Origin of the sequence: Novosphingobium sp., from assembly GCF_024642085.1 — a bacterium.
GTDB lineage: Bacteria > Pseudomonadota > Alphaproteobacteria > Sphingomonadales > Sphingomonadaceae > Novosphingobium.
This window is the reverse complement of record NZ_JAHEBV010000016.1, coordinates 9,366-28,701: the sequence shown is the minus strand read 5'-3', so window position 1 is coordinate 28,701 and position 19,336 is coordinate 9,366. Positions and strand designations below refer to the sequence as shown.

General features: G+C 62.3%; 22 protein-coding genes. 8 read left to right on the top strand and 14 right to left on the bottom strand.

Annotated features, from left to right (window positions below; all coding sequences use genetic code 11):
• Positions 1-61: 61 nt before the first annotated feature.
• Positions 62-1,516 carry a carotenoid oxygenase family protein gene (locus tag Q0L62_RS08505; RefSeq protein ID WP_296678867.1) on the top strand — a complete coding sequence of 485 codons (1,455 nt, stop codon included), beginning with the start codon at positions 62-64 and terminating at the stop codon, positions 1,514-1,516.
• A 17-nt stretch (positions 1,517-1,533) separates the two neighbouring features.
• Positions 1,534-2,535 carry an NADP-dependent oxidoreductase gene (locus tag Q0L62_RS08500; protein WP_296678865.1) on the top strand — a complete coding sequence of 334 codons (1,002 nt, stop codon included), beginning with the start codon at positions 1,534-1,536 and terminating at the stop codon, positions 2,533-2,535.
• On the opposite strand, the gene Q0L62_RS08495 is transcribed toward Q0L62_RS08500, so the two are convergent.
• Positions 2,532-2,873 (bottom strand): putative quinol monooxygenase, encoded by a 342-nt coding sequence (locus Q0L62_RS08495; RefSeq protein WP_296678861.1) that lies wholly within the window; start codon positions 2,871-2,873, stop codon positions 2,532-2,534. The two genes, Q0L62_RS08500 and Q0L62_RS08495, sit on opposite strands and share 4 nt — an antisense overlap.
• 2 nt (positions 2,874-2,875) lie before the next feature.
• Complete coding sequence (locus Q0L62_RS08490; RefSeq protein WP_296678859.1) at positions 2,876-3,289, bottom strand: nuclear transport factor 2 family protein; 414 nt, start codon at positions 3,287-3,289, stop codon at positions 2,876-2,878.
• Between the two features lie 125 nt (positions 3,290-3,414).
• Here Q0L62_RS08490 and Q0L62_RS08485 point away from each other — a divergent pair, with 125 nt between their 5' ends.
• Complete coding sequence (locus tag Q0L62_RS08485; protein WP_296678857.1) at positions 3,415-4,227, top strand: SDR family NAD(P)-dependent oxidoreductase; 813 nt, start codon at positions 3,415-3,417, stop codon at positions 4,225-4,227.
• 6 nt (positions 4,228-4,233) lie between these two features.
• Here Q0L62_RS08485 and Q0L62_RS08480 read toward each other — a convergent pair whose 3' ends face one another.
• Entirely contained in the window at positions 4,234-5,010 is a 777-nt protein-coding gene (locus Q0L62_RS08480; RefSeq protein ID WP_296678856.1) for an SDR family NAD(P)-dependent oxidoreductase, read from the bottom strand.
• A 103-nt stretch (positions 5,011-5,113) separates the two neighbouring features.
• On the opposite strand from Q0L62_RS08480, the gene Q0L62_RS08475 reads away from it, so the two are divergent.
• Positions 5,114-6,736, top strand: coding sequence for an FAD-dependent oxidoreductase (locus Q0L62_RS08475; RefSeq protein ID WP_296678854.1), 1,623 nt, complete (start codon positions 5,114-5,116; stop codon positions 6,734-6,736).
• Positions 6,737-6,743: 7 nt separating this feature from the next.
• Here the strand turns inward: Q0L62_RS08475 and Q0L62_RS08470 are convergent, their stop codons facing one another.
• Genes Q0L62_RS08470 through Q0L62_RS08460 form a run of 3 tightly spaced genes read right to left on the bottom strand, consistent with a single transcriptional unit; the run spans position 6,744 to position 9,952 of the window.
• Positions 6,744-8,084 (bottom strand): aromatic ring-hydroxylating dioxygenase subunit alpha, encoded by a 1,341-nt coding sequence (locus Q0L62_RS08470; RefSeq protein ID WP_296678852.1) that lies wholly within the window; start codon positions 8,082-8,084, stop codon positions 6,744-6,746.
• Between the two features lie 4 nt (positions 8,085-8,088).
• Positions 8,089-9,360, bottom strand: coding sequence for a cytochrome P450 (locus Q0L62_RS08465; protein WP_296678850.1), 1,272 nt, complete (start codon positions 9,358-9,360; stop codon positions 8,089-8,091).
• 4 nt (positions 9,361-9,364) lie between these two features.
• Complete coding sequence (locus Q0L62_RS08460) at positions 9,365-9,952, bottom strand: carboxymuconolactone decarboxylase family protein (RefSeq protein ID WP_296678848.1); 588 nt, start codon at positions 9,950-9,952, stop codon at positions 9,365-9,367.
• Between the two features lie 129 nt (positions 9,953-10,081).
• Between Q0L62_RS08460 and Q0L62_RS08455 the strand changes: the two genes are divergently transcribed.
• Both Q0L62_RS08455 and Q0L62_RS08450 read left to right on the top strand, forming a co-directional pair.
• Complete coding sequence (locus Q0L62_RS08455) at positions 10,082-10,609, top strand: nuclear transport factor 2 family protein (protein WP_296678847.1); 528 nt, start codon at positions 10,082-10,084, stop codon at positions 10,607-10,609.
• Between the two features lie 48 nt (positions 10,610-10,657).
• Positions 10,658-10,981: a hypothetical protein gene (locus Q0L62_RS08450; protein WP_296678845.1), complete on the top strand. Its 324-nt coding sequence runs from the start codon at positions 10,658-10,660 to the stop codon at positions 10,979-10,981.
• On the opposite strand, the gene Q0L62_RS08445 is transcribed toward Q0L62_RS08450, so the two are convergent.
• Genes Q0L62_RS08445 through Q0L62_RS08435 form a run of 3 tightly spaced genes read right to left on the bottom strand, consistent with a single transcriptional unit; the run spans position 10,978 to position 13,501 of the window.
• A complete protein-coding gene (locus tag Q0L62_RS08445) occupies positions 10,978-11,334 on the bottom strand; it encodes a nuclear transport factor 2 family protein (RefSeq protein ID WP_296678843.1) in 357 nt (118 codons plus the stop codon). The genes Q0L62_RS08450 and Q0L62_RS08445 overlap by 4 nt on opposite strands.
• 27 nt (positions 11,335-11,361) lie before the next feature.
• The gene (locus Q0L62_RS08440; protein ID WP_296678841.1) at positions 11,362-11,883 is read right to left on the bottom strand and encodes a VOC family protein; all 522 of its coding nucleotides are present in this window, start codon (positions 11,881-11,883) and stop codon (positions 11,362-11,364) included.
• Positions 11,884-11,890: 7 nt separating this feature from the next.
• The gene (locus Q0L62_RS08435; protein ID WP_296678839.1) at positions 11,891-13,501 is read right to left on the bottom strand and encodes a fatty acid--CoA ligase; all 1,611 of its coding nucleotides are present in this window, start codon (positions 13,499-13,501) and stop codon (positions 11,891-11,893) included.
• A 100-nt stretch (positions 13,502-13,601) separates the two neighbouring features.
• On the opposite strand from Q0L62_RS08435, the gene Q0L62_RS08430 reads away from it, so the two are divergent.
• On the top strand, positions 13,602-14,012 hold the full coding sequence (locus Q0L62_RS08430) for a PaaI family thioesterase (protein ID WP_296678837.1): 411 nt from the start codon (positions 13,602-13,604) through the stop codon (positions 14,010-14,012).
• Between the two features lie 7 nt (positions 14,013-14,019).
• On the opposite strand, the gene Q0L62_RS08425 is transcribed toward Q0L62_RS08430, so the two are convergent.
• Together Q0L62_RS08425 and Q0L62_RS08420 are read right to left on the bottom strand one after the other, a co-directional pair.
• A complete protein-coding gene (locus Q0L62_RS08425) occupies positions 14,020-14,556 on the bottom strand; it encodes a nuclear transport factor 2 family protein (RefSeq protein ID WP_296678835.1) in 537 nt (178 codons plus the stop codon).
• Complete coding sequence (locus Q0L62_RS08420; protein WP_367183280.1) at positions 14,556-15,557, bottom strand: zinc-binding dehydrogenase; 1,002 nt, start codon at positions 15,555-15,557, stop codon at positions 14,556-14,558. Before Q0L62_RS08420 ends, Q0L62_RS08425 begins: the two co-directional genes overlap by 1 nt.
• A gap of 128 nt (positions 15,558-15,685) precedes the next feature.
• Between Q0L62_RS08420 and Q0L62_RS08415 the strand changes: the two genes are divergently transcribed.
• Entirely contained in the window at positions 15,686-16,633 is a 948-nt protein-coding gene (locus Q0L62_RS08415) for an SDR family oxidoreductase (protein WP_296678833.1), read from the top strand.
• A gap of 23 nt (positions 16,634-16,656) precedes the next feature.
• Here Q0L62_RS08415 and Q0L62_RS08410 read toward each other — a convergent pair whose 3' ends face one another.
• The 3 genes from Q0L62_RS08410 to Q0L62_RS08400 all read right to left on the bottom strand — a co-directional run.
• Positions 16,657-17,412 (bottom strand): SDR family oxidoreductase, encoded by a 756-nt coding sequence (locus Q0L62_RS08410; RefSeq protein ID WP_296678831.1) that lies wholly within the window; start codon positions 17,410-17,412, stop codon positions 16,657-16,659.
• The gene (locus tag Q0L62_RS08405) at positions 17,409-19,058 is read right to left on the bottom strand and encodes an FAD-dependent oxidoreductase (RefSeq protein ID WP_296678829.1); all 1,650 of its coding nucleotides are present in this window, start codon (positions 19,056-19,058) and stop codon (positions 17,409-17,411) included. The genes Q0L62_RS08410 and Q0L62_RS08405 overlap by 4 nt, the downstream gene beginning before the upstream one ends.
• The coding region (locus Q0L62_RS08400; protein WP_296678827.1) for an SRPBCC family protein at positions 19,055-19,336 on the bottom strand (282 nt) is incomplete at its 5' end. The genes Q0L62_RS08400 and Q0L62_RS08405, both read right to left, overlap by 4 nt.

Below are 19,336 nucleotides of genomic sequence, written 5' to 3'. Positions count from 1 at the left end.
TACTTTTGCTAGCTGAAGCGCCGCCGTCCTTGCTGCACTAGGCCTGTGGAGCAGAAAAACCATGGCCGAACCCTTTTTCGATCACCCGTTCCTGAGCGGACACCACGCCCCCCAAAGGTTTGAGGCCGATGCGCCAGACCTGATCGTGCGCGGAGAACTGCCGCGCGATCTGGCCGGGATATTTCTGCGCAACGGGCCAGAACCGCTCTATCCGCCGCGTGAAGGCGACTACCACTGGTTTGACGGAGATGGCATGGTCTATGCCTTCGACATCGCTGACGGGCGGGTGGCGATGCGCAACCGCTGGGTCCGGACCGATAAGTTCGAACTGGAAAGGGCTGCTGGAAAGCGCCTGTTCGGAACTTTCGGCAACCCGTTCACGTGTGACCCGTCGGTCCAGGGCAAGCGCTACAACACCGCCAACACCAACGTAATCATCCACGGCGGCAAGGTGCTCGCGCTGATGGAGGGAGCGCCGGCCGTCGAACTGGATCCGCGCAACCTCGATACGCTGGGCGAGCATGATTATGACGGCACCATCACGACCACGTTCAGCGCGCACCCCAAGGTTGATCACTTTACCGGCGAACTGATCAACATCGGAGCGTCGATCAACGGGCCGGCAGGTGAGCCTGAATTGCGCTATGACGTGATTAACCCCGACGGGTCGGTCAAAAAGGCCGAGCGGATCAAGGTGCCGCACCACGCGCTTATCCATACTTTCTTCGTGACCGAGAACTGGGTTGTCTTTCCGATCATTCCGATCGACACCGACCCCAATCGCTACATGGCCGGCGGGCCGATGACCGCGTGGGTCGATGATCGTCCGACCAAGATTGCGATCATGCCGCGCAATGGAACCGCCAAGGACGTGCTCTGGTTCGAATACGATCCGCGCCACATGTTCCACGAATGCAATGTCTGGGAAGACGCCAATGGCCACATCATCGCTGATGTCGCCGCCGCCAATGGCACTGCCCTGTTCCCCAACCAGGACGGGGTAAAACGCACTCATGGCCAAACCCTGCAAAGCCTGCGCCGGTGGACGATTGATCCCATGGCGAACAGCGGTTGGATCAAGGAAGAAACCCTGAACGATCGCGACATCCAGTTTCCCCGGCCTGATGACCGCCTGATGACCCGGCCAACACGCCAGGCCTTTGGCAACATCAATCTGGAATCGCGTGATGGGCGCGCCGAAGGCATGGACGCGGTGCTGCGCTTCGACACGGCGGCCGGGACCGAGGATATCTACCATTTCGGCGCGGGCGCTTCTGCTGGCGAGCTGATTTTTGCCCCACGTCTTGGCGCCGCTGACGAAGCTGATGGATACGCCATGACGCTGGTCCACCGTGCCAATGCACCTGGCAGTGAGCTAGCGGTGTTCGACGCGCGCAGCATTTCCGCCGGGCCACTGGCGACAGTCGAGATTCCCTTTCGCGTACCTTCCGGCTTTCACTGCAACTTCTATGCAGCTGACAGCGCCCTTTATCGCGGTGCCTACACCGCCGCCTGAACCGGAGACCTGGACCCATGCCGACCACCGCCCGCCAATGGCTTTTGAACGGACATCCGCGCGGCCGCGGGATCGAACAAGGCGATTTCCACTTTGCCGAAGTGACCCTGCCCGATCCGGCCTCGGGCGAAATGCTGTTCAAGACGCACTATCTGGGGTTCGACCCTGCGCAAAAAGGCTGGATGGAAAACATCGCCGACTACGTCGCGCCGATGGCTATCGGTGACGTGATGCGCGGCAGCGCAGTGGCCGAAGTCGTGTCCAGCAATGGCGGGCGTTTTACCGTGGGGGACATGGTATTCGGCTCTACCGGCTGGACCGATCATTTTGTGTCGGACGGGCATGACCTTACCAGGATTGAAACCGATCTTCCGCCTACCGCAGTTCTGTCAGTTCTCGGCACGACCGGCGTCACTGCTTATTGCGGTTTGTTCAAGGTCGGCAAGCCGGTTGCCGGGGATACGGTTTTGGTATCCGGCGCGGCGGGCGCGACCGGATCGATCGTCGGTCAACTGGCCAAGATCGCTGGGTGCCGCGCAGTCGGCATCGCTGGAGGTACCGACAAATGCGACTGGCTGGTCAAGGAAGCCGGCTATGACGCGGCGATTGATTACAAAGCTGGCAATGTCCGCGAACAGATCAAGGAGCACTGCCCGCATGGGGTGGATGTCATTTTCGACAATGTCGGCGGCGCAATCCTCAACGACATGCTCGGTCAAATCGCAACCGGCGCGCGCGTGGTAATCTGTGGCGGGATTAGCCGCTACGAAACCGGAAGCCTGCCTGCCGGTCCGCAGAACTACTTCAATCTGGTGTTCCGCCGCGGCACGATGGCCGGGTTCATCGTGCTCGACTGGGCGGCTGAGTTTCCGCAGATCCGCAAGCGTCTGGAAGGCTTCGTGAAAGATGGCCGCCTCAACTACCGCGAGGACGTCCAGCATGGTTTCGAAAACGCCCCTGATACGCTCAAGCGGCTGTTCAGCGGCGCAAACCGCGGCAAGCAGCTGCTAAGGCTTTAGGCAAACTTTTCGGTCGGTTTGCCGTCGTCACCGTAAACCGGGCTTTCGGCGTCAACCCGATATTTGCGGCTGACCGCGCCAATCAGGCCAGACTGGCCGATATGGCCCAGCATTCCGGCATATTGCGGCCCAGCGAAATGGCTGGCGAGCGCGTCCTCGCTTTCCCATTCCTCAAACACGTTAACGCGGCTGGGATTGTTGATGTCGGCGCTCCAGTCATAATGGATGCAGCCCGGCTGCGACAGCGCGCCGTCGATCCACGGCTGCGCGGAACGCAGGGCCTCGTCGCGCTTGGCGGGATCAAGGTCGATCTGGGCGGAAATGACGATTTTGGCCATGGCTAGTCCCCTTGCGGATTGTATTCGGCAACGATGCGGAACGTGCGGCTCGAGAACAGCCAGCGTCCGTCACGCTTGACCAGTTCATCCTCATACAGCCCGCCGATTGCGCGGGTCTTGCCTTCTTTGGTCAGCATGTATTCCTGGGTCTGGACACGGCTGCGGGCCGTGTCGCCAGTCACTTCGATCATGCACGGTACGCAATGAAAGCTGACTGCTTCCAGGCCGCCCATCGCGCCTTTCCACATGGTGACGATCGCGTCCTTGCCGTCAACAGCCATGCCCATCAGGTTCCAGTGCGCCTCTTCCGCCCAGACAGTGCCCCAGGTTTCGGCATCGGCGCGCACGACGCCGTCGGCATAGGTGCCATTTAGTTCACTGATCGCCACGCGGTCTTCCAAAGGTCCGCTAAACATCGCTCGCTCTCCTTCATGGCACGCTATCGGCTGCAAGGGCCGGCCGCGACAATGCCCATTTTTGGGAAGGGCGCGCCAGCGCGGTCCGCGCTACAGCGTGCGCATCAGACTTTGGGAGATGGGCGATGGCGCGACTGGCAGGCAAGACAGCAGTGGTTCTGGGGGCCGGATCGAAAGACAACATGGGCCAGACCATTGCCCGCCGCTTTGCCGCAGAGGGTGCAACTGTGCTGGTTGCGGGCCGCAAGGAGGATGTGCTGCGCGATTTGGCTGAAGAACTGGGCGGCCACTATGCACTGTGCGATATTACCAGCCGGGCGGAAGTGCAGGCGCTCGCAGATGCAGCCGTCGCAAACCTGGGCCGGGTTGATGCTGCAATCAATGCATCAGGCTGGGGGCTTCTCGCCAATACGTTGGAGATCACCGAGGAACAGCTCAACCAGATCGTCGCGCTGCAATTTACCGGGGTGCACCACTTCCTGCAGGCCTTTGTCGAGCGGATGATCAAGCAGAGTCCGTCGGGCGGGTCGCTGATTTCAATTTCATCGGCCACGACCAAGGCGGTGATCCCCAACCATGCCGCCTACATCGGCACCAAGACCGGAGCCGAAGCGCTGATCCGCTGCGTCGCCAACGATTTCGGGCAATACGGAATAAAGGCCAACACTGTGTCGCCCGCTTTCACCGAATCGCCAATGACCGCGCAGTCGTTTGCTGTACCGGGTCTGGTCGATGCTTTCCTGCCCCGTTATCCGTTGGGACGGCTCAACACATCGGATGATGTCGCCAACGCCTGCCTGTGGCTGTGCAGTGACGAAGCGTTCGTTACCGGACAGAACATCCAGCCCAATGGCGGACTGACGCTGCGCGGCAATCCGCAAGCCGCCGATATCGAACGCTCAATCGGCGCGGCAATGGCGGCAATGCAAAAGGAATAGGCGCGCCTAATACTGCGCAGTGCCTCCGTCGACGCTGATCGACGCGCCCGTAATCCCTGCCCCTTCGGGCGAAGCGAGCAGCACCGCCACAGCGGCGACTTCCTCGACGGTATTGGGCCGCTTGATTGCCGATTCTTGCGCGAACAAATCAATCATCGCTTCGAAAGTGAGACCCATGGTTTCGGCTACGGCAGGGCCATTGCTGCGAATGATGTCGGTGATGACTAGGCCAGGACAAATCGAATTGGCCGTGATCCCGTCGGTTCCAACTTCCCGTGCCAAGGACTTGGTCATGCCGATGATTGCATGCTTGGCGGCAGTATATGCGGTGAAGATCGCCTTGCCGTGCTTGCCCTCCATCGACGATATGTTGATGATCCGCCCGCTTTTCTGCGTGATCATAGTTTTAAGCGCACGCCGGCTTGCCCAGAAAGTGGCATAGACGTTCCACTTCATCGCCTGATCGAAGGTTTCGTCCGACAGGTTGACCATCGGCTGCAGATCCCCCGCCCCGCCAGCGTTGTTGACCAGAATATCGATTGTCCCGAAGCGTTTTACGGTGGCATCAATGAAAGCCTCGACATCGCCTTGTACCATGGCATCGCCCGAAACGAACACAGCACGGCCTCCGACACCCAGTTCATCAAGCACTTGCTGGCCCTTGGCCGCATTGCGCGCCATCAGCGCCACGCTCGCCCCTTCTGCAAGGTAGGCCTCGGCTATGCCTCGCCCAAGTCCGGCGGTCCCCCCCGTGATAGCCGCGATTTTGCCGTGCAGTTTCATGTGCCGCTCCTTTGTCCAGCATCCGTAAATGGACGTGGGCCGCTGCGCACCTCCCCAAAATGGAGGGTTGCCGTGCGGCAGCCCGATCAGGCTTTGTCACGCCATGGAAGACTGCGAAGTTCTGGTGCTGGGAAGCGGTGCTGCAGGAATGACCGCGGCGCTGGCCGCGCATGATACAGGGGCAAAGGTTCGTCTGGTCGAACGGTTCGACCGGGTCGGCGGCACCTCGGCAGTGTCAGGCGGTGTAATCTGGGTGCCGAACAACCCGCAGATGCGCGCGGCCGGATTGCCCGATAGCCGGGAAGAGGCGCTGGCCTATTTCCGGGCGCTGGATCACGGCGATCTGCGAAGCGATGTGTTAGAAGCCTTCATCGATATGGGTCCCGAGGCGCTTGGTTTTCTTGAAGGCATTGGCGCGCTGAAAGTCGTTCCCCTGCCCGGGTATCCGGACTATTACCTCGACCGGCCCGGGGCAAAGCCGCAGGGGGGCCGCGCGCTCGACCATGACCTGTATTCGCTGGGCGGACTAGGCGACTGGGCTGCAAAGATTTACGGAATCGAAGAACCCAAGCCGATGATGCTGCGCGAAACCCCGCTGGGCGGCGGCAGCGGCGTGGTTCCGCCCGACGAGATCGGCCGGCGCATGGCATCGCGCGAATGCGGCTTTGGCCAGGCAATGGTCGCGCGGCTGCTCAAGGCCTGTCTGGATCGCGGAATCGTGCCGGACCTTGGCGTAGAAACGCTGCGTTTTCTGCGCGAGGAGGGTCGGATCACGGGCATTGTGGTGCGGGACGGTGCCGGCACTCGCGAATGGCGCGCGCGCAGCGGCGTAATTCTGGCCACCGGCGGCTTTGAGTGGGATGCCGACCTGCGCCAGACCTTCCTGCGCGGTCCAGCCAACCACCCAGCCAGCCCGCCCACAGCGCGGGGCGAAGGGCTGGCTATGGCCATGGCGGCCGGGGCCAAACTGGGCAACATGACCAGCGCATGGTGGGCGCCCACCCTGGCCCCGCCGAGCAGCCGCTGGCCAAGCGGCGAGCAGCGGGCATCGCCCTTGCTGATCGAGCGGACGGTGCCGCATTCGCTGATGGTCAACCGGGCGGGTCGGCGCTTTTGCAACGAGGCGGCGAACTATTCAGCGCTGGCCGGAGCGTTCCATGCCTTTGACCCGCAAAGTTATTCCTATCCCAACCAGCCCGCCTGGCTGGTGTTCGACAGTCAGTACCGTGCGCGTTATCCGATCGAAACCACCATGCCCGGCCAGCCGCTGCCGGACTGGGTGACAGAGGCAGCGTCGCTTGGCGAACTGGCTGCAAAGACCGGCATCGACCCAGCCGCGCTGACCGCAACTGTCGAGCGCTTCAACGGCCACGCCCGCGCCGCCAGCGATCCCGATTTTCAGCGCGGCACCAGCGCCTATGACCACTTCTACGGTGACCGTTCCCGCCATGGTGCGGCGGTCACGCTTGGCACGGTCGAGGTCGGGCCATTCTTTGCCGTAGAGGTTCACATGGGCATGCTGGGGACCAACGGCGGGCCGCAGACCGACGCCCGGGCCCGCATACTGGGCCACGATGGTGCGCCGATCCCCGGCCTTTACGGAGCAGGCAATGCCATCGCCTGCCCGACCGGCGGGGTTTATGCAGGAGCCGGCGGAACGCTGGGCCCGGCATTGACCTTTGGCTATATCGCCGGGCGCGCGGCAGCGCACCGGGACAACGCCTGAGCGCGCGCTATTCGCGCTCCAGCCAGCGGTCTATGGTATCGTGAAAGAACCGCACCCGGCTTTCCTGCCCGGACAGGACCCCGCCGGTGTACCCGCGCGAACGCAGACCCTTTTGCTGGTTGGACCAGACCGACACGTCCTGATCGATGCCCGGCCCGCAGCTCAATTCGCCAACCACTCCGCGCTTGTGCTCCACCGGCTTGGTCAGATCGACCGTCTCGGCCATCGAATAGCTGTAATATTCCTGCTTTCCGTCGGGGAACCAGGTGAAATACCACATGTCGAACAGACAGCGTTCGGGATCGGTCGGGTGCGGATCGGCGCGCAGCCAGATGCACCCGTCAGGCTTCAGGCTGAAGCTGATATTGGGGAAGATCGTGAAGTGGTAATGGTCAGTCAGCTGGTCATCGTGGAACCGGGCATAGTCATAACCCTTGTCCGCGCCCCCCGCGCGCTTGGCCTGTTGCAATCCCGCGCGGATCGCCAGCGGGTCGCGGCGAAAGTCCTCTGGGTCGAGGTTCCAGTAACGCAATTCGCGCTCCATCATTTGCAGCACGGTGTCGGTATGCCCCGCCAGCGCGCGTGACGGGCGCGATCCCGGCATCAGCATTCGGGCATGGCCTTGCGGCGCATAAAGGTCGAACTGGCAGTCCTTGTAGCTCTGCTCCATGATGTAGCGGGTCTGCGGATGGACGAATGGCAGGTGATAGCTTTCGTTGAAGTTGTCCTGAACGATCTTCCAGTTGAAATCACCCTCCAGCGTCACCCAGTGGGTCCGGCGCATATTCTCCATCTGGTAACAGGCAATCTGCGGCATCACCGGGCCAAGGTGATCGGCCAGCGGCGAAGCCTGCGGATCAAGATTGACCCAGACGAACCCGGCAAACACCTCGCACCGCACTTCGCTCAGCCGAACTCTCCCGCAGGGACTTCCGCCCGCGAAATCCTCTGGACACGGCGCGAACTTGAGATCGCCACCGGGGGTAAAGCGCCAGCCGTGATAGGCGCAGGCAATCGCCTTGGCATGGCCTTGTTCCCCATCGACCAGCCGGTTTCCGCGGTGCGGGCAAACATTATAAAACGCACGGACCTGACCCTGCTCATCGCGGGTAACCAGGATCGATTCGCGTCCGATGTCATAAGTGAAATAATCACCGGGCTGCGGGATCTGTTCGGCCAGCCCGCCGATCAGCCAGGCCCTTGTCCAGATACTGTCCCATTCGGCCTTCATGAAATCGTGTGACCAATAGCGGTCACCGCTTATCGGCCGGTCTGACAGGCAAGGTTCCGGCTGCTTGGACCGGTCGATCCGTGATTGCTCATCCGACGGTTTGAGCTGCGTAGCCACAGGTTCAGTCCTTCCTCGGTTCAAACTCGATGTGCAGCGCTTTCAGGCTGCGCAGCAGGAAATGCGGGTGATAGGAAAAATCGTTCTGGCCGGGCGCAAAGTGCATATCGGCAAACCGGTCGACCACGGCGGTAAAACCCCAAGTCAATTCGCGCCGGGCCAGCGGCGCGCCCAGACAGTGGTGCACGCCTGACCCGAACGCCATGTGCGCCCCGGCACGCGGCCGGTCCAGATCGATTTCATCGGGCCGGTCAAACGCGCGCTCGTCGCGGTTGGCGGCGGCATAACGCACATTGACCAGCGCGCCGGCGGGAATGACTGTGCCGCTCAACTCGATATCCTGGGCGCAGAACCGCATCAGGCTTTGCACGGGGGATTCCAGTCGCAAGACTTCCTCGACAAAGGTTTTCATATAGCGATCAGGATCGCTGCGCAGCGTGTGCCAAACGTCCTTGTTTTCAATCAGCAGCTTCATCCCCGCGGCAAGCGCATTGGTCGTGGTTTCGCTGCCGCCGACAAAGGTATCGGCCATCATTTCGGCGTGCAATTCGTTGTCCGTCAGCGGACGGCCCCACCCCTCGATCACGGTGTTGACCAGCACGCTGATCAGCGAGCTGTCGGGATTGGCGCGCAGCCGCTCGAATATCGGCTGGAAATAATGTTGCGCCTCGATTTCGCGGTCGACCATCTCCATTTCCAGATCTTCAGGAAGCATCATCGAAATGCGGTGGAAGAATGCGTCGGTCCAGCGCTTGATTTGCCAGATATCCTCGCGCTTTGCCCCCATCTGTTCACCGATGATATAAAGCGGCAGAGGTATCGCGAACTGGCTGACCCAATCGCATTTGCCATCGGGCAGAAAGCTGTCGATCAGGTCATAGGCCAGCCGTTCGACCAACGGATCGATCTGCTTGATGCGGCTGGGCTTGAACGCTTCGTTGAACATCGCGCGCATCTGGCGGTGGCCGGGATCATCGCGCCCGGCCAGCGGCGGCGCAGGCACCCAGCCCTTGTCCTGAAACCGCGCCGCGACCTTCTTGGCGCGGTCGATATTGGCGGTATTGGCGCGGTAAGGCGTATCGCCCGCGCTGGACGGAAACGCCGCTGGATCGGTCAGTACCTGCCGGACATCGTCATAGCGGGTAACGATATAGATATTGGTGCCTGGCTGCTGGTATACCGGGGCTTCGTTACGCAAGGTTGTGTAGGCGGCATAGGGGCATTGCTGCACCTTGGCATCAAACAGATTTATCTGAACGGAGGGGTTGCCGGCCATCGCTTCAGCGCACCTGTATTCCGGGCGCGGCCCACGGGGTGACGGATCCTTCGGCCTGGAACGCTTCGGGCAGTTCATCGACCATGTGCCAGGTTGCTGCAAGCCTGCCGAAGCCGACGAAGAACGCGCAGGTCATGCCCAGTTCGACGATCTGTGCCTCGGTAAAATGGCGGCGCAATTCGGCGAAATGCGCATCGCCGATTGCCAGATGATCGGTCGCCATCAGCTCGCCGAACCGGATCGCAGCCTTTTCAGCGTCTGACAGCCCTTCAGCCTCGTGCGGGCGTTCGAGCGAACAGACCGCTCCTTCGTCCAGCCCGTCGGCCAAGGCATCGGAATAACGGATTGCCATGCAGCTGCGGCACTGGTTGAAAAACGCCACGCGCAGACGGACCAGTTCGACCAGCCGTTCGGGCAAGGTCCTCCCGGCTTTGAGCGACCCGGCAAACGACATCAAGCCCAGCGCCTGGTCTGGGCAATGGGCAAAGAACCGCGTCAAACCCTGTTCCAGCGGGCTGCGGTTGTCCGGATCAATGGCAGCCGTAAGCCGATAATCCCAATCTGCCGGGTCGATCATGCCGATACGGCTCATCCGCCTCTCCAATCTGCCAATGGTGTGATGCGGCAAGATAGATTTCTATCAGCAGGGACTGAACTGGCGATTTGATGCAGGCCGGGAGGGTTTATTGGAACACACAGATATCGCGGATTCGAGCAGGCCATGACAGCGCCTGACATGGACCGCGCGCTGCAGGAACTGATCGACAAGCAAGCGATCGGCGATGTCCTTGCCCGCTATGCCCGCACGCTCGACTGGCTTGACGATGCCGGGCAGGCGAGCTGCTACTGGCCCGATGCAATTGTCGACTACGGCTTTTTCAAAGGCACGGCCGCCGATTTTCTGCCGGTGGTCATGGGGATCGAGCGCCAGTCAGACCGGCGCTGGCACATGCTGGCCGGGCAGATCATTCATTTTATCGGCCCGGACCGCGCAAATTGCGAATGCTATGGCATCTTCGCCGGTGCGAAGCGGCAAGACGATGGAACGCTGGCCGGGAACCTATATGGCGGCCGTTACCTCGACGCATTCGAGAAGCGCGGCGACGAGTGGCGCATTTCCAGCCGGACCTATATACTCGACTGGAGCCAGCAGCTGACAGATCAACCGGGTTTTGTTCCGAACCCAGACTTTCCATTGCCGACGCTCGAAATCGCGGCGAGCGGACATCCGCGCTATCGGGCGCTGTAGCGCGAACATCGCTTTAAGTTCCAAGGCCGCTGATATAGGCTGCACTGATTGGAGGGCAAAATCGTGGCTACAGCCGTCGCAGCAGTCTTTGCCAAGGCAAAGCGGGAAATCCAGCACCATTTATTTTCGTCGGATGCGGTGCGCCCGGATCAGGCGGTGAACTTCACACCGTCGAGCGGAGCAAAAGCCCGCCAGTTGTCAAAAATGTTGAGCCAGGGGATAGTGAAGAAAGAAGGCGCGGACCGCTACTGGATCGATGTGGTGGCCTATGACAGCGACATTAACCGCCGCCACAGCCTGGTCAGAACGGCACTCTTGACACTGTGTGCAGTGCTGGCCATCGCCGTTCTTGTCCTGGCCCTTCGCGCCTAGGCTTCGCTTTCCGCCGGGTCCATATAATCGCGATAATACGTCAGCTTTCCGCCGCGCACCTTGTAGATGCCGCACCCGCCGCGCGATCCGGCGGGCGAATGCATCGTCCAGCGCGACCAAACCGCATGTTCATCGCCGCACACCTCATCCAGAGTGAAGGTGATTTTCATTTCGCCCATCACCGCGACCATCTTGGTCATGAACGCGCGGATTTCCTCGCGCCCGCGGTACGTTCCATAGACCGGGTCTTCGATTACCGCGTCTTCGGCGAACAGATCGACCAGGCGGGTGTAATCCCCGCTGTCCTGCACGGCCCAGAACCGCTCGATCACATTTTGCGCTTCTCCCGGCATGTTTCCACTCCCTTTCCTGGTCTACAGCTATCCGATGCGGCGCACTGGATCGCGCCTGTCCCAACCCTGGGCCGCCGCTTCGATCATGGCGTAAAACCCGGTGAGCTGGTCGCTTGGCTCATAAAGCTCGATCATATGACCCAGCTGCGCCCGAGCATCGACGAAGGCAAAGGCGGTGCCGCTCTGCGTTTCGCACCATTGCGCCAGCGGACGGCCAGCCGCGGCGTGACGCTCTACCGCCGCGGCAAGGTTATCCACGAACAGCGCGATATGGTGCAGGCCCTGCCCGCCGCCGCCATGCGGGAACATGTCATGATAGGCGCTGCGGTCCGGGTTATGCTGCTGCACAAACTCGACCATCACATCGCCCCACTGGCCGTAAGCGCTGCTGTGATCGAGAGTGCGCGGCATACCGCGATGCTCCGACCGCGACAGCGCGATGTGTTCGATCAAAAAGAACGGCCCCGACCCGAAGGCATCGTGATGCGCGCGCGCTGCCGCCGCGATATCCGGCACGAAGTAGGCAACCTGGCGTGGCGGATGGAGCATCGAGCGATCAATTCACCGCGCGGTCGCGCCCCTCCCAATAGGGCGCGCGCAATTCCCGGCGCAGTACCTTGCCCGAAGGATTGCGGGGTAGCGCGGGAATGAAATCGACGGTCTTGGGGCATTTGTACCCGGCAACGTGCTGGCGGGCATGGGCGATGACCTCGGCCTCACTCAGCGCCTGGCCGGGCTTGACCACGACGCAGGCCTTGACCGCCTCGCCCCACTTGGCGTCGGGCACGCCGATCACGGCGACGTCGCCGACCTTTGGGTGCGAATAGATCGCGTTTTCCACTTCCGCCGGATAAACATTTTCGCCGCCTGAAATGATCATATCCTTCACCCGGTCGTGAATGTAGAGATAGCCGTCTTCGTCAAGGTATCCGGCATCGCCTGTGCGCAGCCAGCCTTCGGCGTCGATTGTGGTCGCGGTTGCATCGGGCTTGTTCCAGTAGCCCTTCATGTTCTTGACGCTGCGGGTGGCAATTTCGCCCACCACGCGCGGGCCGACCTGGACCCCTGCGGTGTCGATGATCTTGATTTCCACCCCGGGCAGCGGCTTGCCCACCGAGCGCATCCGCGGGCTGCCTTCGCTGACGTGATCTTCGGGGTCGAGCGTCACGATCGTGCCGCTGGTTTCGGTCATCCCGTACATCTGCACGAAACCGCAGCCGAACCGGTCCATCGCCGCGCGCATCAGATCGAGCGGGATCGGCGAAGCGCCATAGGTGATGAACTTGAGCCGCCCGAAATCGACCTCAGCCACCCGCGGATGGTTGAGCATGATCTGGATCGCGGCCGGCACCATGAAGATTTTTGAGATCGGATAGGTTTCGATCATTTCAAGCGCCTTGGCCGGATCATATTCGGGCAGCACGATCGCGCCTGTCCCGGCGAACATCGAGCCAAGCCCTGTCCCGGTACCGCTGATGTGGAAGCACGGCATGGCCAGCAGCGTGACTTCGCCCGGGATCGGCACTTGCCACGGGCGCAAGTCTTCCGGCGCGACGGCCGAAGGGCGCGAAGCGAGGATCGAGCGGTTGGTCAAAATCGCGCCTTTGGGGAAGCCGGTGGTGCCCGAGGTGTAAAGCTGGATCGCGTCATCCTCTATCCCGCTTTCGCGGTGCGGATCGCCTGCTGCAAACTGATCGCGCCAAGTGCGGTAGTCGGTCGCCGCCATGTCCGGTGCATCGATGCCGATAATCTTCTCGATGTGCGGCAAGTCGGGCAGCGCCTTGGCCACAAGATCGGCAAAGCCTGCGCCGACGAACAGCACTCTGGCCTGGCAATCGCCCAGCACATAGACCAGTTCGGGCGGGGCAAGCCGCCAGTTGACCGGGGTCATCACCGCCCCGATCTTGAGCGCGCCCAGCAGTACTTCAAAGTACAGGTGGATGTTCTTGCCGAGGTAAGCGATCCGGTCGCCCTTGCCCAAACCCAGCGCCAGCAAGCCATTGGCCGCACGGTTCGCGCCGCTATCGAGGCCGGCAAAGGACATCACCTCGTCGCCAAAGGTGAACGCCATGCCATCAGGGTTGCCCTGCGCATGCGCGCGTACCGCTGCGGCCACGGTCTGATATTCAGGCGCCAGCGGCCCTGCCTCTGCTTGGGTTTGTGCCATCGTGCCAGTGTCTAGGAACTTGGCACCTAGCGGCCATTGGCACTATTCATAGTGCTGCCCGCCGCAGTCTTGCGCCACGGTGCGCATATCGAGGTGACTGATGAACGATGTTCCCGCCGGTTTTGTGCCAGCCGATTTCTCTCCCGGCTTTCTGCACCTGTCCGGTCCCTATTACCTGGGACGCGGCGAAGAAGGACGCCAAATCGGCCTGCGCGTGACCGAAAGCCACGCCAACTATGTCGGCGTTGCACACGGCGGGGTGCTGGCAACCTTTGCCGACGTGGCGCTGTCATTCATCGTCCATGACAGCGAGCGCCCGCAATTGCAGGTCGTGTCCAATTCGCTGACAGTCAACTTCCTGTCCGGCACCCGCACAGGAGACTGGCTGGAGGCGCGCTGCCGGCTTGACCGCAAAGGCAAGCGCATAGCCTATGCCAGCGGCGAAATCCGCCGTGGCAATGAAGTGGTGATGACAATGACCGGGGTTTACACGATCCTGGCCAGCAGTTGACCGGCCTTCAGTAAAACGCCTGCGCCACTGCCCATGCAGGATCCCCGGCGTGATGTGCGCCGCGGGCATCGTCCGGCACTGCCGACAGGCTGGCCTCGCCAATCGTGCGAAACTCGCGCCAGTCATAGATGCCGATACGCTGCATGATCCGCCAGCCCCCATCATGGCGCACAAGCCGGTCGACATAGCGTCCGGCAATGATTGCCGAATAGTCCTCGCCCCGATCGGGAAAAACCGTGGTCAATGGATACCCGGCGGGCACGATGTGCATCGCGGTCATGTATGTTTCAGCCTGCGCCGCATCCGGGCCATCGGCAGTGATCAAAACCTGGCCAAGCTGATGATGGGTCGCGACGCACGGTTCGATCACGCCGCGGGCCTGTTCGACGAATTGCTGCCAACCGCCCTGGACCGGGCCGAAGGCGAAGGTTCCATCGGGATGGAACAGCTGCGGCATCAGGTCCCAGCGGCGCCGGTCGATCGCATGGGCATAGACCGTCAGCACATCGCGGATCGCATCCTTGTCCTCAAGGCTCAGTCCCATCAATCAATCTCCACCATCACTTTGCCGACATTGCTGCCGGTGAACAGCTTGGCATAGGCCGTCAGCGTGTTTTCAAGCCCTGCTGTGACGTCATATGGCATGGCAAGCAGCCCGCGATCCACCCAGCCGCGCAGCCGGTCGGTCAGCGCCGCGCCCTGATCCATGAAATCGGGCGAGAAGAACCCTTCGATCCGCAACCGCCGCATCAACACCTGATCAAAGTTTGCCGGACCGCGCGGCTGATCAGCGGTGTATTCCGCGATCAGGCCGCAAACAGCAACGCGCCCGTAAAGCGCCATGTTGGCCAGTACGTCCTCCAGGATCGGCCCGCCGACATTGTCGAAATAAACGTCGATCCCGCCATCAATTCCCGCAAGGCGCTCGCGCAATTTTGGCGCGCGATAATCGAAGGCGCCGGCAATGCCGAATTGATCAACCAGCATCGCACACTTTTCCGTGCCGCCGGCGATGCCGTAAACCTCACCGCCAAGGATCCGGCCAATCTGGCAAGCAAGAAGCCCGGTCGCCCCGGCTGCAGCGGAAACGACCAGCGCCTCGCCCGTCTGCGTTGCGCCGGTCCGCTCCACACCCCACAGCGCGGTCCAGCCGTTCATGCCCAGCGGCCCGAAATAATCGCGCAGGTCCGCAACCGAGGGATCAAGCTTTACCGCACCGGCCATGACCGGGTCGACCACACTGTAATCGCTCCATGTTCCGAACGCGCGAACGAGATCGCCCGCGGCAAAGCCGGCTGTGCGCGATGCGATCACTTCGCCCAGCACCAGCCCCATCATCGGCGCGCCTAGTGGCAAAGGCGGCTGATAGCCATCGGTGCGGTCGGTCATCCACATTCGGGTACCGGCATCCATCGACAACCAGCGATTGCGGATCACGATCTCGCCATCCTGTACTTCGGCCAATGCGCCATGCTGCAGCGAAAGCGCCGCGGCGAAATCATTGCCGGCCGGCCGAGTATCCAGTCTCCAGAAACGGTTGACCACGATCGTTCTCCCTCTGCCCACCGACCATAGGGGCAAACCCCGATCTGCACGGCTATCAATTTCGCCGAGCGCGCGCCGCGCAGCGATGCCCTAGGGTCAGGCAATCACGCGGAACAAGGAAGCAGGCGATGGCACTGATTACGGTGGTAGGGGCAAGCGGACGGCAAGGCATGGCGCAGGTGCGGCAAGCACTGGCAGCAGGTTATGATGTCAGGGCCCTGTCGCGCAGCGCCGATCCCTTTGCCGGATCATCGTTCCCGGGTGTCGAAACGGTCGAAGTACGCCCGATCGACCTTTACGATCAGGACAGTTACCGCCCCGCGCTCGAAGGGAGCGACTTTGTGTTCTACACCCATCCGCTGCAGGCCCGCGCCGACCGGGCAGTGCTGGTCGGCCAGATCGGCGCTGCGGCTGCAGCCCTGAATGTCAAACGCGTGGTTTGGAACACGTCAAGCTGGATCCCCGACAAGCCCGGCGATGCCCATACTTACGCTGGCAACACGGCGGGGATCAACGCCCTGTGGCGCTCAGGTGCGCCAGGCACGGTGTTCGGATCAGTGCTGTTCATGGATAACCTACTGACCAACTGGGCGCGCCCGTTCATCATGAACGAGGGGCGCTACGTCTATCCGCACAACCCGTCGCTGGAAGCCAACTGGATCAGCCTCGATGATGTCGCGCGGTTCATGCTCGCCTCGCTCGAACGGCCCGATATGGAAGGCGCCTGGGTCAACATCGGCGGGCCGGAGCGGCTGGTCGGCAAGCAGGTGACCCAGATCCTGTCCGATACCCTGGGCAAACCGATCAAATATGATCCGTGCACGCCGGCAGAGTTTGGTCGCTATCTGGTCGACGCAGCGGGCGACAACATGGCCGAGGCTGAACGTGACGCCTTTGCCGCCGGGATCGCCGCCTTCTACGAATACAACAACACCGCGCCGACGCGGCCCTTCGCGGTCGATATGGACCACGTCTACGAACGCTTCCCCGAACTGGACGGCAAGCTGGAAACGATGCGCGACTGGGCCGGCCGGGTCGATTGGAACGAAAGCAATCACCGCCCCTCATTTGGCTGATGAACCGGCTCCCGCAGTCCGTTCTATGGGGCCAGCCAGCCGCCATCCACTGGCAGCGTTGCCCCGCTGATGTAAGAGGCGGCATCAGATGCCAGCCATAGCGCAGCGGCGGCAACTTCCCCGGCTTCACCAACACGGCCAAGCGGCACCTGCTCGACGATCGGTGGCGGCCAATCGCCCCCGGTGCTGCGCAGCATCGGTGTGTCGATCGGGCCGGGAGCGATCGCAACCGCCCGGATACCATGGTGGCCGTTTTCAAGCGCCGCTGACCGGGTCAGCGATACGACGGCCGCCTTGCTCGCGGCGTAAAAGGCAGCGCCTGGATACGCGACGCGAAAGCTTTGCACCGAAGCCAGGTTGATGATCACTCCCGCGCGCGCTGGGATCATGTGGCGCAGCGCCTGTTTCATGCCCAGCACCGTGCCTTTGAGGTTGACGTCGATTACCAGGTCAAGCGTCGCGCGCTCCTGCTCGGCGATGGGCACCCAGCTGCCCAGCACGGCGGCGTTGTTGACCATCACGTCAAGCCTGCCCGCGCGCATCGCAGCACTGTCCACCAGCGCTGCAATGCCCGCCTCGTCACGCACATCGCACAGCATTGTCGTCAGCGATCCATCGCCCTGGCCAAGCAGCGCGCGCGTTTCTGCCAGTCCCGCCTCGATGATATCCGCGGCAATCACGTGCGCGCCTTCACGCGCGAAGGCCAGCGCGATCGCACGCCCCATCCCGCCACCTGCACCTGTGACGACAACGCCCTTGCCCAGATAGGCCCCGCTCATGCTGCGGCCTCTACAAAGAACGGATCGCCTGCGGCGTGGCGCCCGGCGACAAACCCGAACACCATCCCCGGCGCGATCGTGCCGCCCGGTCCGCCATACGTCATGCCCATCGCGCTCGCCATCACATTGCCTGCTGCATAAAGTCCATCGATCGGCGCGCCATCCACGTTGAGCACCCGGGCGTTGCGGTCCGTCTTGGGTCCGCCCTTGGTGCCAAGCGCGCCGCTCTTGATCTCGATTGCGTAATACGGACCATGTTCGAGCGGGCCGAGCGTGGCCGAAACGCTGCCGCGGTGGTCGGGATCGCCCCACCAGATGTCATGCGCCGCCTCACCGCGCGCAAAGTCCTCATCGCGGCCGCCTGCGACCATCCCGTTCCAGCGTTCAACTGTCTGCTCAAGCGCGCCCCTGGGCAGCCCAAGGCGCTGCGCCAGTTCGGCCAGACCGTCGGCGCGCATCACCCACTGCGGCGGCGGTTCGCCAGGTACGCCGCCCATCATGCCAAACCCGTACTGGTCGATATAGCCTTGATCGAACACCAGCCAGCACGGCAGGTTGGCATAGTCGAACGCACTGACATCATGCTCGTGGAAAGCCGCACCGAAGGCATTGTAATTCGCCGCCTCGTTGACGAACCGGCGCCCCTTGCGGTTAATCATGATCGAGCGCGGCAGCGCGCGCGACCCGGCGACCAGCACCACTCCGGTCGAGACATCTTCACGCGGGACCTCGTGGACCGGCATCCACCAGGCCTCGCGCATGTTGCCAAGCTGGGCACCGATCCGCATCGCCATTCTAAGGCCGTCCCCGGTGTTGGTCTGGATCGAGACCGGATGGGTCATCGGCCCCCGCAGGAACGCGCGCTTTAGCTCGTCGTCCCATTCGAACCCGCCCGTGGCGAGGATCACCGCATCGGCTGCGATGGAGCTTTCGTGCCCGCCGATCTCCACCATCACGCCGCGAACCGCGCCGTCCTCGGTTACCAAACGCAGCGCCCGCGCGCTGGTTACCGGTTCGATCCCGCGATCGAGGCAGGCCCGCAGCAGCCGCCCGATCAGCGCCTGGCCGCTGCCGCGCTCGTCTTGCTGCGCGCGGCGCTCCAATTCCGCTTCAGCCACCGGCTCGGGCCGTGCCTGGCCCAGCGGCGTGTCGAAAATCGAATAGCGCGGGTCAGGATAATAGGGCGAGCGGGTCACCCGGTCCCGCCATTCGCCCAGCTCTTCGAAGGGATAAAGCGGACAGTCGAGCGAGCGACCGCCGCGCGGCATCCCGCCCGGATGCTCGGCATGGTAATCCGGGAAGTCGGGGATGGGACGAAACTGCACCGGTCCATTCGCCTCAAGATGGCGGATCATCGCCGGGCCGGCATCAAGGAACGCTTCGGCCATATCGCGCGGGATCATGTCGTGCGAGAGCCCCATCAGGTACGTCAGCGCCTTTTCGCGGCTGTCCTCGACATCAAGCCCGGCTTCGTGCGGGTTGCCGGGAATCCAAACCATCCCGCCCGACCACGCGGTTGTCCCACCGATCTGACCGTGTTTCTCGTAGACCGAAACTTGGGCACCGGCGTCATGGGCGGCGATCGCAGCTGTCAGGCCCGCACCGCCCGAACCAAGGACAACGACCCGTTTGGCCGGGCCCGTCATTCCGCCGCGTCAGCGACGTGTTCAGCGGCGAAGATGCGCACCAGATCGTCGTCGCTGGCACTGGTCAGCCGCTCGACCCACTGATGGAACACTTGCCCGCCCCGCTCATTGCGGCCGAACATCACGTTTTTCATAAGCCCGCTTTGCAACGCCTGGTGCTGGCGCTTGCCGGTCTTGTAATCCTCGTCCCGCACGACGATTTCCAGGAAATCGAATTGTTCGTGCGCGGCCTTGATTGCCACCGGGTCTTCTGGCTTGTGCTCCATCACATAAAACTG

What these genes read in the sequence shown, in the direction of transcription:
- Q0L62_RS08505 (WP_296678867.1), top strand. Translation starts at nt 62, where the DNA reads ATGGCCGAACCCTTTTTCGATCACCCGTTCCTGAGCGGACACCACGCC.
- Q0L62_RS08500 (WP_296678865.1), top strand. Translation starts at nt 1,534, where the DNA reads ATGCCGACCACCGCCCGCCAATGGCTTTTGAACGGACATCCGCGCGGC.
- Q0L62_RS08495 (WP_296678861.1), bottom strand. Translation starts at nt 2,873, where the DNA reads ATGGCCAAAATCGTCATTTCCGCCCAGATCGACCTTGATCCCGCCAAG.
- Q0L62_RS08490 (WP_296678859.1), bottom strand. Translation starts at nt 3,289, where the DNA reads ATGTTTAGCGGACCTTTGGAAGACCGCGTGGCGATCAGTGAACTAAAT.
- Q0L62_RS08485 (WP_296678857.1), top strand. Translation starts at nt 3,415, where the DNA reads ATGGCGCGACTGGCAGGCAAGACAGCAGTGGTTCTGGGGGCCGGATCG.
- Q0L62_RS08480 (WP_296678856.1), bottom strand. Translation starts at nt 5,010, where the DNA reads ATGAAACTGCACGGCAAAATCGCGGCTATCACGGGGGGGACCGCCGGA.
- Q0L62_RS08475 (WP_296678854.1), top strand. Translation starts at nt 5,114, where the DNA reads ATGGAAGACTGCGAAGTTCTGGTGCTGGGAAGCGGTGCTGCAGGAATG.
- Q0L62_RS08465 (WP_296678850.1), bottom strand. Translation starts at nt 9,360, where the DNA reads ATGGCCGGCAACCCCTCCGTTCAGATAAATCTGTTTGATGCCAAGGTG.
- Q0L62_RS08460 (WP_296678848.1), bottom strand. Translation starts at nt 9,952, where the DNA reads ATGAGCCGTATCGGCATGATCGACCCGGCAGATTGGGATTATCGGCTT.
- Q0L62_RS08455 (WP_296678847.1), top strand. Translation starts at nt 10,082, where the DNA reads ATGACAGCGCCTGACATGGACCGCGCGCTGCAGGAACTGATCGACAAG.
- Q0L62_RS08445 (WP_296678843.1), bottom strand. Translation starts at nt 11,334, where the DNA reads ATGCCGGGAGAAGCGCAAAATGTGATCGAGCGGTTCTGGGCCGTGCAG.
- Q0L62_RS08440 (WP_296678841.1), bottom strand. Translation starts at nt 11,883, where the DNA reads ATGCTCCATCCGCCACGCCAGGTTGCCTACTTCGTGCCGGATATCGCG.
- Q0L62_RS08435 (WP_296678839.1), bottom strand. Translation starts at nt 13,501, where the DNA reads ATGGCACAAACCCAAGCAGAGGCAGGGCCGCTGGCGCCTGAATATCAG.
- Q0L62_RS08430 (WP_296678837.1), top strand. Translation starts at nt 13,602, where the DNA reads ATGAACGATGTTCCCGCCGGTTTTGTGCCAGCCGATTTCTCTCCCGGC.
- Q0L62_RS08425 (WP_296678835.1), bottom strand. Translation starts at nt 14,556, where the DNA reads ATGGGACTGAGCCTTGAGGACAAGGATGCGATCCGCGATGTGCTGACG.
- Q0L62_RS08415 (WP_296678833.1), top strand. Translation starts at nt 15,686, where the DNA reads ATGGCACTGATTACGGTGGTAGGGGCAAGCGGACGGCAAGGCATGGCG.
- Q0L62_RS08410 (WP_296678831.1), bottom strand. Translation starts at nt 17,412, where the DNA reads ATGAGCGGGGCCTATCTGGGCAAGGGCGTTGTCGTCACAGGTGCAGGT.
- Q0L62_RS08405 (WP_296678829.1), bottom strand. Translation starts at nt 19,058, where the DNA reads ATGACGGGCCCGGCCAAACGGGTCGTTGTCCTTGGTTCGGGCGGTGCG.